General features: G+C 34.7%; 10 protein-coding genes and 1 riboswitch. Of the genes, 2 read left to right on the plus strand and 8 right to left on the minus strand.

What is annotated here, in order from left to right; translation table 11 throughout:
* Window positions 1-96: 96 nt before the first annotated feature.
* The 4 genes from JR050_RS04150 to JR050_RS04165 form a co-directional block, all read right to left on the minus strand.
* Window positions 97-2,289 (minus strand): HAMP domain-containing sensor histidine kinase, encoded by a 2,193-nt coding sequence (locus JR050_RS04150; RefSeq protein WP_204202246.1) that lies wholly within the window; start codon window positions 2,287-2,289, stop codon window positions 97-99.
* Complete coding sequence (locus JR050_RS04155; RefSeq protein WP_204202247.1) at window positions 2,267-2,962, minus strand: response regulator transcription factor; 696 nt, start codon at window positions 2,960-2,962, stop codon at window positions 2,267-2,269. Before JR050_RS04155 ends, JR050_RS04150 begins: the two co-directional genes overlap by 23 nt.
* A 156-nt stretch (window positions 2,963-3,118) precedes the next feature.
* Window positions 3,119-4,435 carry a DUF4179 domain-containing protein gene (locus tag JR050_RS04160; protein ID WP_204202248.1) on the minus strand — a complete coding sequence of 439 codons (1,317 nt, stop codon included), beginning with the start codon at window positions 4,433-4,435 and terminating at the stop codon, window positions 3,119-3,121.
* Entirely contained in the window at window positions 4,413-4,949 is a 537-nt protein-coding gene (locus JR050_RS04165) for a sigma-70 family RNA polymerase sigma factor (protein ID WP_204202249.1), read from the minus strand. The genes JR050_RS04160 and JR050_RS04165 overlap by 23 nt, the downstream gene beginning before the upstream one ends.
* A 150-nt stretch (window positions 4,950-5,099) precedes the next feature.
* On the opposite strand from JR050_RS04165, the gene pepT reads away from it, so the two are divergent.
* Both pepT and JR050_RS04175 read left to right on the plus strand, forming a co-directional pair.
* Complete coding sequence (gene pepT / locus JR050_RS04170) at window positions 5,100-6,332, plus strand: peptidase T (RefSeq protein ID WP_204202250.1); 1,233 nt, start codon at window positions 5,100-5,102, stop codon at window positions 6,330-6,332.
* A 280-nt stretch (window positions 6,333-6,612) separates the two neighbouring features.
* Window positions 6,613-7,857, plus strand: coding sequence for a GGDEF domain-containing protein (locus JR050_RS04175; RefSeq protein ID WP_204202251.1), 1,245 nt, complete (start codon window positions 6,613-6,615; stop codon window positions 7,855-7,857).
* 109 nt (window positions 7,858-7,966) lie between these two features.
* On the opposite strand, the gene JR050_RS04180 is transcribed toward JR050_RS04175, so the two are convergent.
* The 4 genes from JR050_RS04180 to JR050_RS04195 all read right to left on the minus strand — a co-directional run bounded on the left by JR050_RS04180 (window position 7,967) and on the right by JR050_RS04195 (window position 12,499).
* Entirely contained in the window at window positions 7,967-9,802 is a 1,836-nt protein-coding gene (locus JR050_RS04180; RefSeq protein ID WP_204202252.1) for a diguanylate cyclase, read from the minus strand.
* A gap of 17 nt (window positions 9,803-9,819) precedes the next feature.
* On the minus strand, window positions 9,820-10,221 hold the full coding sequence (locus tag JR050_RS04185; protein ID WP_204202253.1) for a hypothetical protein: 402 nt from the start codon (window positions 10,219-10,221) through the stop codon (window positions 9,820-9,822).
* A 105-nt stretch (window positions 10,222-10,326) separates the two neighbouring features.
* Window positions 10,327-10,409: riboswitch (cyclic di-GMP riboswitch) on the minus strand.
* A gap of 90 nt (window positions 10,410-10,499) precedes the next feature.
* Window positions 10,500-10,991, minus strand: a complete 492-nt coding sequence (locus JR050_RS04190; RefSeq protein ID WP_204202254.1) for a hypothetical protein — start codon at window positions 10,989-10,991, stop codon at window positions 10,500-10,502.
* A gap of 14 nt (window positions 10,992-11,005) precedes the next feature.
* Window positions 11,006-12,499 carry a sensor domain-containing diguanylate cyclase gene (locus JR050_RS04195; protein ID WP_204202255.1) on the minus strand — a complete coding sequence of 498 codons (1,494 nt, stop codon included), beginning with the start codon at window positions 12,497-12,499 and terminating at the stop codon, window positions 11,006-11,008.
* Between the last annotated feature and the right edge of the window lie 94 nt (window positions 12,500-12,593).

The raw sequence follows: 12,593 nt of genomic DNA on the forward strand, positions 1-12,593 counted from the left end.
AGGACATTGCCTACAGACTTCTTTCATCCATGAACCTTTCACACAATGGCAAACAAAAGGAAGGGTTTATTTTAACCCTTCCAATTAATGAACTATTTATTTTGGAATTTTCACAGTAGCCTTAAATAAATCCCCGTCTACCTCTATCTCTAAGGTTCCATCATGAATATCAATAATCGACTTGGCAATTGCCAGCCCTAATCCTGATCCATCTGTATTACGTGATGTATCTCCTCGTTTGAAACGTTCGAATAGCTCATCTACATTCTCACTCAGTTCGTACTTTGTCACGTTTTTAAAGACAATTTCAATATGCTGATCCAATGCTTTAATTGAAATGTATACCCTCGTTCCTTCTAACGAATATTTGAGGATATTTCCTAACAAGTTATCAAATACTCGCCATATTTTCTGACCATCGACGGTAGCTATTACTGGATGTTCAGGTTTTTGCACTCTGAAGTCTAGCCCCGATGACTTTATCGTATCATCTCGTTCTGCCAATGATTGCTGTAAGAGTTGCACAACGTCTACTTCTTTTTTCTCCAGTTCAATGTTTCCGCTAGCCATTTTGGAAACATCAAATAGATCATCTATTAATACCTTTAACCTGCCTGCTTTTCGATCAATAATGTCAATATAAGCTCGGCGGTCCTCTTCGACCAACTCGGGATTTTTCAATAAATCTGTATAGGAAATAATTGATGTTAAAGGTGTTCGTAAATCATGACTAATATTCGTTACTAGCTCTGTCTTCAACCTGTCGCTTTTTACTTGTTCTTGCCTAGAAGTTTTAACTCCCTGTTTTAACTGATTAATATGAGATGCATGTTTTGCTAATATTGATTTTCCTTTTACAGGAAGTTCTGAGACAAGATTCCCATTCGCGATCTCGGATGTCGCAATGATGATTTTGTTAAAAAGACTTAACTGCTTAATCATGATAAAAATAAATGGTGCAGCCACCATAACAAATGGGACAAGTAATACAATAAACTGAGGAGCAACTAAACAAGCTGCGGTGATACCCCCCATCCCAAATACAAAAATGAATAAAATTAAAAACTGAGTACCTATTTTCCTTATTAAAAAAGCATCCTTAAATATACCAAAACCACGATATATATAGCTTTTTTTCCAGTCGACCTCAAAATTTGAAACGTCTTTATAATGCGATAATAAGTATTCTCCTTGGATGAAAGATGCTGCAAGGAATAAAGTGATGATAACTGTAGTTAAAAATATACTAAAGACCGTATCAATATGACTAATTCCAATATAGGATATGGCACTTCCTATAAACGAAAGACTTATAAATACACCAATTGAAGTAACAAAAAACATGATTATCCGTACATCAACTGGAAGTCTATTATACAGTTCTCTCCATTTATCTGATAATAGACGATTAAATACCCTATGTTTCTTAAACAAATACAAACTAACTCCAAGTGACGCTATACCTAAACCAACATAAATAAAGAAAAATAGTTGCTGCTTGTGATAGTTTTCATACTGAGCTAAGACGATTGAATTTGATCCTTTAATGACACCAATGGCTCCTTCAAATAAACCTGAATCTTTTACTTTTATATAGGATGGAGAATATCCATAATCAATCACTTTTCCATTCGTTGATAAATTACCGGTTTTATTGTTAAAACTCCTTGAATATAGCAGGTCTTGCTCTGTAAATTCAGCTTCACTTTTTATGTTCATGTTCGTGAAGATCTCGCCTGTTTTGATATTTTTGAGAAAATAACTATAAGATTTTTTATAATGTTCGAATTCTCCCTTGTTATTCTCTTGCTCGGCATAATAGTTTTCAATTGCCTCTTGCTTTTCCTTTTTAATTTTTGAACTTACATAATCTTCACTGTTAAAGTTTTTCGTAATATCCTCAATTTTTTTATCTCTCTCTGAAATATAAAGATCAGCTATATCCTGATTTCCCGCGTCTTTTGCCTCTTGTATGATAATTTCATATTGATCTTTTATACTTGTAATTTGCTCATTTAAATCTCCAAATCGATAGCGATGCTCTTCCACCTCTTCCTTAGTTACTATTATGGAATTCACTATTTCTTCCTTAACTATAGAATTTAACTCATATTCTTCTAAAAGATACAGAAAGTGTGAGAACTCATCTTCGAATTGTTCAGAATTAAAATAACTAGTCTCGAAATAACGGTCCCCTTCAAAAAGCCCAACTAACAAACTACTTACCCCAAAGGTAAATAAAAATAACAGCCCAAATAAGAGCCCTCTACTTTTCCATTTTGTATCCAATTCCCCATACCACCTTTAAATATCTAGGATTTTTCGGATCAATTTCTATCTTTTCACGGATTTTCCGAATATGTACAGCAACGGTGTTTTCGGCATTATAGCTTTGTTCCTTCCACACTCTTTCATATATATCATTGATCGAGAATACTCTCCCCGCATGAAGCATAAGTAATTCTACGATTTTGTACTCAATTGGAGTCAGCTTTACAATCTCACCGTTAACCTTTACTTCTTTTGCAGCCTGGTCTAGTGTCAGCCCATTTAAATCGATTACCTTCTCTTTTCCTCCATATGTACCGAGTGTGACATACCGCCTTAGCTGCGATTTTACTCGTGCTAGTAACTCCATTGGGTTGAAAGGCTTTGTGATGTAATCATCTGCTCCCACCTGAAGTCCAAGTATTTTGTCTGTATTCTCACTTTTGGCACTCAGTATAATAATAGGGATGTTTTTAGTTTCACGGATACGAAACGTTGTCGCAATTCCATCTAACCGTGGCATCATCACATCTAATAATATAAGGTGGATTTCATGTTCATGTAATAGCTCAATCGCTTCTATACCATCTTTTGCTTTAATCACTTTAATTCCTTCATTTTTTAAATAGATTTCAATCGCATCTCTTATTTCTTTATCATCATCCACTACTAAAACGGAATAATTTACATTCATCTTCGCTCACTCTCCTTTCTAGATTTTATCATGTTTATATTTGGAAGTATTTTTATTATAAAAAGTAAATCTTAATAGTTATTGAGGATAAATCTTAAGATTTTCTTAATTTTTTCAAGCAGAAAAAACACCTGAACAGAATTCAGGTGTTAAAAGTTATTTTAAGTCTATTTTAATTGGCTCTAGCTCGATAGGTAGATTTGTAGAGAGCGCTCCTAAACTTACTCGAACTACATAATCATTTTTATTAAAGTCATTTATATCCTTGAGATTAAAGGTACTTCTAAAACGAAGTGACTTTTTATCAAGTACACTTATTGTATGTTCAATTGGTTCCTCATATATTTCTTTTCTTGTTTCCTTAACTAACGTAACATCACTACGAGCAAATCCATCGAACAAGCTAAATTCTCTACCTTTACGATCACCATTGTTTACTTGAAAATCAATGGTAAATTGCTCCCCGTCTACTTTCATATTTTCTATTTGTACAGATAGGTCTTGTCTATTTGATATAATTTTAACCGGTGTTAATTGATTTAACGTAATAAACTGATCTACCTCATGAAGAGTAAATTGAGGTACTACTTCTAGATACTCTCCACTAACATCCTGCAATATTGTTAATCTCCCTTTATTCAAACCAGATTGGCGATTATAGATTTGATTCGATGTTCTGTCTTGATCTGAAACCTCAAATCTTATATCATCAAATTTTTCAGGTAGATATACAGAATAATCAATGGCCGCAGATGAGTTTCCCTTAATGAGAGTATGCAGTTTCAATTTCAAATCTAGGTCCGGAATCTCCCGTTCTACATCTAAAGCCACCTCTTCATATGGCAGTTGCTTAATCGGAACATCAAACCTCCACGTACCTTCTTTCTCACCAAAGCTCATAAAGGTAAGGGGCAGCGTTGTATTGGCTGGTAGATCTGAATATGGGTAGCTAATTTGGATTTGCCCACTCCATCCATCCTTACTTTCTTTTAAGTACACTAATTCTCTCGTTTCGGATATTCTACTATCTCCATTAAAAATCTCATAAAATCCAATCACGTTTCCATCTCTGTCTTTCTTTACCTTTCCTTCTACTTCAAACGTCACACCAACTACAGCCCCATCAAAGTATGAGCTTGTAATCGATACATCAATTCCTCTGCTCGTTGCCTTTTCGTCAAGCTGGGTGATTAATTGTTGAGATTCTAGACTTCTACCCACTACATCATTAAACTTTTCATACATTCCCCCTACAATGGGTGCTTCGGCTAAAACGTGAGATATAGAAGGAACTAATAAGCTCGACACAATCATAACAGTTGCTGCCGCCGAAATAATAAAAGGGACTCTCCTAGAAGAAGGTTTGCTTTTAGCCTTTTCTCCTTTCTCAATCCCTAAGTTAATCGCTGCTAATACTTCATCCTTTGGAACATTTAGTTTCTTTGCTTCTTCATGAAACAATTTCTCCTTCATAATAGCTACTACCTCCTAACTTTTGTTTTAGTTGTTTTTTCCCTCTTTGTAGATAGGTTTTTACTGTATTTTCAGGAACTTCAAGAATCCTGGAGATTTCTACTATTGGTAAGTCACGATAATAAAATAAAATGAGAGTCGACCGATACTCTTCTTTCAGTTCACTTAGTCCCCGAACCAAGTCAATATGCTCTTCTGTTTTTGGCTTTTTATCAATTGATATCTCCTTCATATTTTCAGTAAGTACTTCTTTCCTTTTCCTATGTAACACGTCATAAGAACAATGGATTAAAATTTTCGTTAACCATGTTAAGAAATAGTCTTCATTTCTTAGGCTGTTGATTGCCATGTATGCCTTATACGAGGTCTCTTGCACGACATCTAATGCATCTTCTCGATTTCCAACATATAAATAAGCCGTTCGATATAATTGATCACTATGTAAAACTAATAACTGTTGAAAAGCTTCTTTATTCCCTTTAATAGCTTTTCGTACTAACCTCGATTCATCCATAACCTAACCTCCCATCAACCTATTAGAGAAGAATGTATGATAAAAAGTTTCATCTATTTTTCACTTGTCCAAAAAGTTTTTACTATATAATAGCACTCTCTCTGTTGTAGAATAAATACAAATAATACAATCAAAAGGAGTTGCGGGATAATGAGAGAAGAATTAATACAGCGTTTGACCTCATACGTGAAGATTGATACACAGTCTGATGAAAAGAGTACAACTTGTCCTTCAACACCAGGGCAACTTGTATTAGCACGTCAGCTAGTTCAAGAATTAATTGAAATAGGATTAGAAGAAGTAACTCTTGATGAAAATGGTTATGTAATGGGTACCCTTCCTTCTAACACAGAAAAGGATGTCCCTACTATCGGTTTCCTTGCTCATCTTGATACAGCAACAGACTTTACAGGGAAAGATGTAAAACCACAAATTATAGAAAGCTATGATGGTGGAAATTTAGTTCTTAATGAAAAACTAGATTTGATTTTATCACCGGCAAATTTTCCTGATTTACTAAATTACAGAGGACATACATTAATCACAACAGACGGAACAACGTTGTTAGGCGCTGACAACAAAGCAGGCATTACAGAAATTGTAACGGCTATGAACTACTTCATTCAAAATCCTGAAGTAAAGCATGGTAAAATACGTGTAGCTTTCACACCTGATGAGGAAATTGGTAGAGGACCACATAAGTTTGATGTTGATGCATTTGGAGCAACCTATGCATACACAATGGACGGAGGACCATTAGGTGAACTTCAGTACGAGAACTTCAATGCTGCTGGAGTAAAGGTTATAGTTAAAGGTAGTAATGTTCATCCTGGAACCGCTAAAGGAAAAATGGTAAACTCAGCAAAAATTGCAATGGAGTTTCATCACTTGCTGCCTGAGGGAGAAGTGCCTGAATTAACTGAGGGATATGAGGGGTTCTATCACTTAAGCTCATTTCATGGAGATGTAGAAGAAACAAAACTATCATATATTATACGAGACTTCGATCAGGAACAATTCACTTTGAGAAAAGCTCACATAGAAAATATAGCTAATCAGTTAAGAGCGAAATATGGTTCGAATAGTATCTCTATTGAAATAAAAGATCAGTATTATAATATGAAAAACAAAATAGAGCCTGTTAAAGAAGTAGTAGACATCGCCTTCCAAGCTATGAAAAACTTAAGCATAGAACCAATTATTAAACCAATTCGTGGTGGTACGGACGGTGCCCAATTATCTTATATGGGACTACCTACACCAAACATCTTTACTGGTGGAGAAAACTATCACGGAAGGTACGAATACATCTCTGTTGATAATATGATAAAGGCAACGAAGGTTATGATTGAGATTGCTAAGCTTTATGAAAAGAATAGTTAGTAAATAGAGGATTCCCTTGAGGGAATTCTTTTATTTTCTAGGTATACTACATAAGAAACTAACAACGCAACGCAACCTAACAAGGGTTACCTCTCAACTTAAAACTTGAATAAAAATCTATCTATTATCTATAAATATTTCATGGGAAATAATTTCCTGCGTAAATACACAATGTTTTATTTAAAAATTCTAATTTCTTAAAATTATTTTAAATATATAATTTCATACTTCTTGGTTTTAGGATATTATTATAGTAAAGAGAGACAAAGGGGTGGGAATCATGATATGGGCCAGAATTTTTAATATTGCTTTATTTATCGTTTCTGTCATTGTTGTCCTCGCTGGTTCTGACCATATTCTAATAGATAATCGTACCTATCTAATTTCTCTATTAATTTACTTAGCCTTTTCGACTCTTTATTTCCAATTACGTGTCATCGGCAAGAGCGGAAATATTACATATGATTATGCAATTAGCTACAGTTTATCCATTGTCTTATTTGCCGGTCCGATTGGGTTATTACTATTTGAGACATTATATCGTTTTATTATTTATTTCCAACGAAAAATAACAAAGACCGCAGACGAAGAAGAATTTTATGATACATTCTATAACATTGGGGCATTTGTCCTTAGTAACTCAATTGGATTCTATCTATTCCAGTTCCTAATGCCTTATGTAGAAGACGTACCTTTTGGCTTTTGGCTATTACTGTTCGTGTTAGTTCGGGTAATCACTCTAATTTCTGATACATGTTTAGTAATTGTTTTGAAAATATACGGGGAAATAAAAACAAGAGCAGATGCAGCTAACTTCTACAAAAACCGAAGCATACTGGATATGGGTAAAACTGCATTGACAAATGGTTTGCTACTAATTATTCTTCTGGATGGAAACTGGGAAACAGTTATTAGCTTATTTATATTAAATTACATTGTGAGTCGTTCGTTTGTTTTCAAATCTCAAAGTATACAAGATAAGTTAGAGAGAGATAAATTTGAACAGATGGCCTATACAGACTTTTTGACAGGTGTCTCAAATCGTGCGCTCATGGATAAAAAAATCGAAGAACTAAATGTTACAGAAGAATGTATTGGAATCATTGTTGCTGATATTGATAAATTTAAATCAATTAACGACACATATAATCATGCCATTGGGGATCAGGTTATTCAGCACTTCGCGAATACGTTAAAGCATTGTATCCAAGAAGAAGATTATTTATTTAGAAGTGGTGGAGAAGAATTTACTGTTTTTCTTAGAAATCGAAACTTTGAACAATGTGAGGCTGTTGTCGAAGGGATGATTGGTAGACTCTCATCTAGCTATGTAAATGCTGAATATAAAGGTGAAAATGTTGAAATCCAATATACTTCTTCTTTTGGTCTTTATTTCTTCAAGGTAAATGAAGCTGTCACATTAGAAAAAGGATATATATACGCAGACCAGTTGCTTTTGCAATCTAAAGAACTCGGGCGTAATAGGCTATCTGCTGAAAATGGAATATTTGCAATAACAGTATAAGGAAAGACTCCTTGGCGACATGATATGCTCCCCTAAGGTAGACAGATTAAAAAAGAAAAATCTGTTTTACTGAAGGGAGTATATCAAACTGCCTGGAGCCTTTTCTACGTTATTTTGAGTAATTCACTTCATCTAGTATCGAAATGAATTGATCGACAACCTTCTCATCAAACTGTGTTCCCTTTCCTATAATCAGCTGCTCTTTTGCTAATTCTATTGTTAATGGTTTTTTACGATATGGTCTAGCAGATGTCATCGAATGATAGGCATCAACCACTGCTATAATTCTAGCACCGAGTGGAATATCGTGACCTTCTAATCCATGCGGATATCCTTTGCCATCCGGTCGTTCATGATGGTGCAACACATATGGAAGCGTGTCTTTCAGTTCGTCGACTGAAGCGAGGATATTATACCCTAAAACAGGGTGCGCCTTCATCATTTCATACTCCTCATCTGTAAGATGCCCTTCTTTATTTAAAATATCATCTGGTATGCCAATCTTGCCCACATCATGTAATAATCCCGCAATTGAAATTCGGTGCACCGTTTCATCAGATAAGCCCATACTACTTGCAACACTCCCGGCGTATTTAGACACCATTTCTGAGTGACTATGCGTATAAGAATCCTTCAACTCTACCGCCTTTGTTAAGGAGATAATCGTATCCAATATCCATTTTTGTTCATTCACATTTCTAGCATAGTCTCTTTTTTTAGTTGATTGGAGATTGCTGGCCAAAAACACTTGATTCTTCCCTAAGCTCTTTGCCATATACATTGCTTGGTCAGCAACATGTGTTAAATTTTCTTCATCGGTATCAACAGGGAAAATGGCAACTCCAATACTCACCGTGATGGGTGTTAACATGTTCTCATTACCATGTATGGCAACAACTTGCCTTAATTTCTCTGCAACTTTCAATGCAGTTTCACGATTTGCTCCAGGCATAATCACAACGAATTCTTCCCCACCATAACGGCAGACGATATCTTCTTGACGTACGTGTTCCTTAACAATTTGTGCGATTTTATTTAGCACCTTGTCACCATAAATGTGACCTTCAAAATCATTTAACTTCTTAAAATTATCAACGTCACAAAACAATAAAGCCATCGATGAATTTGCCTCTCGTGTTTGCTTCATTTCATCAGTTAGCTTTTGTCTAAAGTAAGCACTGTTAAACGTGCCCGTGAGAGGATCCGTTATACTTTTTAGATAGCGGTCTTCTAGATTAAAAACCAGTTCATTTAATGCAATGGCTACCTCATTGATCTCTTGGCTAGCATTTACCTCTACTGCCTTATACGCTCCGCCACTTTGTATGGATACGGCAGCTTCTCTGATCTTCATTAATGGGACAACTAATAAACGACGAATAATGATTCCTAATACGATAAGTAATAATAGGGCAATTCCTATTCCGAAAATCGCAACAGATTTTGTTCGTTGTTGAATGATTGCCGCTTCCTTTGATGTATCAAGCAAAAGCTCAATTGCTCCGATACTTTTTCCATCTTCTATTAAAGGAGCAATCATTCGTACTCTTTGCTCTTTATTCTCACCTAAGTGTGATATCATCGTTTTGCCAGATATAACAGCAGGGATTAATATTTCCGGGGTTTGACTATCAATTAATGTTCGATCTGTTGAAGCCTTTATTAACTCTTCTCCGCCTTCATCAACATGTAAGTTTAGTTGTAACACATTATGTTCACGGTGCTTTATATAATCAAATATTTGTTGGACATTATCTATTGAACGGGATTCCTCATATCCTCCATTGATGGTCGTCGTAATTCCTTTTAATTGGCTGACATAAGTTTGTCGCAATGCTTCACTGAATGTGTACGTATTAAATACAATGGCTATAGACATCGTAATCAAAATAACGACGGAAAAAAGAAGAATGATTTTTGTTTGTAATCTAATTTTATTTACCACTCTTATACTCCCTATTCTTATTTTAATTCAAACTTAATTTCCTCAGATACTCCATAAGGTGTGTGATCGTTATTATGCAATGAGATACTAATAATGTTCTCTCCCTTTTCTACACCTTCAAGTTCATAAGGGAAACCCGAAACGCCTTGTTTTTCACCGTTATTTACATAAACATGTACGTGGCCTTCTCCTTCTTTTCTTGCTTTCCCGTAGTTATCTTTAGAAATTTTCATATCTGTTTCTACATACAAAATTGCTTTTCCATTTTTTATCTCAACATTCGCCTTTAATGTTGGTTTCTGCCCTTGTTCATTTGAAGTCGCTTCTTCTACTGTTTTAAAATGCTCATGATTCTCATTTCCACATGCTGAGATGATCATTATTATGGCAATCATAAATACAAAAACTAATTTTTTCATGTTTCCACCTCTAGTTAGCTCTTTTTATAATTTCGCTTATTTTCTTCCATCATTGAAACAAAAAAAGGCCCCTCTATTTCAAGGTAGCCACATGTGAATTTCTCACTAGGTAACCCAGCCGTCATAGTAAATTCCGTATTCCTGTAGCTTAGCTTCTCTACCTTTCAGTAGGTTTTCCTTTTATTTTCCATAACGTTAATACTTTCGCCCTATCCACACTCTATTATAAGCATATTTTGAATATGTTTCTAGTAAAATAGTTCCGCATTAACTACATACTATACAAGTCTACCTACTTGTATTTGCTTATAGGTTTCTTCAGCGATTTCTTTCACTGTTTCAGGATGCATTAACTTATACATGCTCATTTTTAAATATTCTTCTTCATTTATTCTTCCTTCTTCTAAGATGCGATCTAATGAAGGTAATCGGAAATCGGAAATTGGTAAATACGCAAGTACTTCTGTATTTTCTTCCCCTTCAACTAATACTTTGATCCCCCTAATTTTCGGAAAGAAATAGGAGTTATATTCCAATTCAACTACAATGTCTTCCTTTTTTGCATGTTTTATATGCGGCAAATTACTTGGTAATGAGATAAAGTACACCATTTGCCCGAATGAAAAGTCTAGATTAATGATATCTACTTGTAAATTTTTCATTACTTTCTTAGAAAATGCACGTAATTCCATCATATAAAAATAACGGCTACTTGAAAGGATGACTGAAAAAAACACAACTATGATAAGCATACTGTAAAAGCCAATCATTTTAACCATCCTTTCTATGAAACAACTCTATTTTTCCCTGTATCTTTTGCTTCGTAAAGGGCTTTATCTGCTAAATCAAACAAATCATACGACGTAGAACCTACTATTCCTTCAGATGAAGCGACACCTAAACTCACTGTTAAACATCCACCCGGTTGATGTTCTTCTGAAGGGAATTTTGCCTTTTCTACATTTCTCCGTAGACTCTCCGCAATCTCTACTGCTTCTACTTTTGTCGTATTTGGAAGCAACACAACAAACTCTTCTCCACCAAATCTAAATGCCACATCATTATTCCTAATTGATTGTGTAATCACTCTAGCAAGCTCAACTAACACCTCATTGCCTAACAAATGACCATTTGTGTCATTAAAGTGCTTGAAAAAATCAATATCTAATATGATTAATGACAAATCCTGCTCCTTATCTTTAGGAAACAATTGATCTAAGAAGGACTGAAATGCACGTTGATTATATAAACCTGTTAAGCCATCCTTCAGTGCCATATCTTCAATTTTTGTGTATAAACGTGAATGTTGGATCGCAATAGCTGCTTGGTTCGCAATTGGGACAACACTTTCAATATCTGTTGCCGTTATTGGTTTTTTATTTACAGGATTATCTATAATCAGCAATCCTACTTTTTCCATCTGGCTAATAAGTGGAAAAACAGCCATCTCTTCCATGTTAAAGAGATGCCTAAACAATTGCAGCATGTCGTCGTTTACATCCTTTTTAGAGATATGTAGTGGATTTCCACTTTCAAGAGTTCTTGTCAAAAAGCTCGGTTCATCTAGCTTAATTTCTAGTTTCTTAACAATCTGGTTTAACTCCATATCAGCTGTTTTTTCTATTTCTTTTCGCTCAATTAAATCACTTAATTTATAACGATTCTTTGTAATATCCTCCCATATTGCATAGCCCTCTTCCGCACTCATCGGACCAGTTCCCATGATTCCTCTTAGCTTTCTTCCGTCTTCATCCTTCAGTAAAATCAACGCACGATTAAAACCTAATCCATGACCTGCTGTAACTGAAGTCAAAATGGTTTGTAGAAGCTTTTCAAACTGAAAGGATTGTTGCATTGAAAAACTAACTTCCTTAAAAACATTTAGTTGTTTCGAGTTTGTTAGTGCTTTTGATAACCATAGTTCGTTTTGCGCTTTCTCATTAGCAATATAAGCTTTAATAAAAAATATTATAGCTCCAAATAAGAGGTATCCAAATAATACATACATATTGTCTCCATCAACCAGCCACCATGCTAAAAATGAAATAGGAAGGATGATATAAAGGCTGAAGGAAATGGAAGCGATTCCAATCAAAACTAACAGTAACCACTCGGAATGTAAAAACTGAAATAAAATCCCATCTATAATCACTAGTAGAAGACTCGAGATTGTAAGTATTAATTTATGTGTAATAAGTTTGACTTTAAAACGAAAATAATTAGTCAATAATCCAAGAATAATAATCGCAATAAAAAGTTGTATATATGAGCTATTCATTTCTACATTACTCCTAAAAGATAAGACTTTACTTCTCTATTTCTAGGATGATTTTCCTGTTTTTATCTATTATAACTTAATCGTTGTTGATAGA

This window comes from Bacillus suaedaesalsae (assembly GCF_016890225.1).
Lineage (GTDB): Bacteria > Bacillota > Bacilli > Bacillales > SA4 > Bacillus_BS > Bacillus_BS suaedaesalsae.

Bases quoted from the DNA above. Each gene is read 5' to 3' on its own strand.
- JR050_RS04175 (WP_204202251.1), top strand. From the start codon at position 6,613: ATGATATGGGCCAGAATTTTTAATATTGCTTTATTTATCGTTTCTGTC.
- JR050_RS04185 (WP_204202253.1), bottom strand. From the start codon at position 10,221: ATGAAAAAATTAGTTTTTGTATTTATGATTGCCATAATAATGATCATC.
- JR050_RS04195 (WP_204202255.1), bottom strand. From the start codon at position 12,499: ATGAATAGCTCATATATACAACTTTTTATTGCGATTATTATTCTTGGA.
- JR050_RS04190 (WP_204202254.1), bottom strand. From the start codon at position 10,991: ATGATTGGCTTTTACAGTATGCTTATCATAGTTGTGTTTTTTTCAGTC.
- JR050_RS04155 (WP_204202247.1), bottom strand. From the start codon at position 2,962: ATGAATGTAAATTATTCCGTTTTAGTAGTGGATGATGATAAAGAAATA.
- JR050_RS04165 (WP_204202249.1), bottom strand. From the start codon at position 4,949: ATGGATGAATCGAGGTTAGTACGAAAAGCTATTAAAGGGAATAAAGAA.
- pepT (WP_204202250.1), top strand. From the start codon at position 5,100: ATGAGAGAAGAATTAATACAGCGTTTGACCTCATACGTGAAGATTGAT.
- JR050_RS04160 (WP_204202248.1), bottom strand. From the start codon at position 4,435: ATGAAGGAGAAATTGTTTCATGAAGAAGCAAAGAAACTAAATGTTCCA.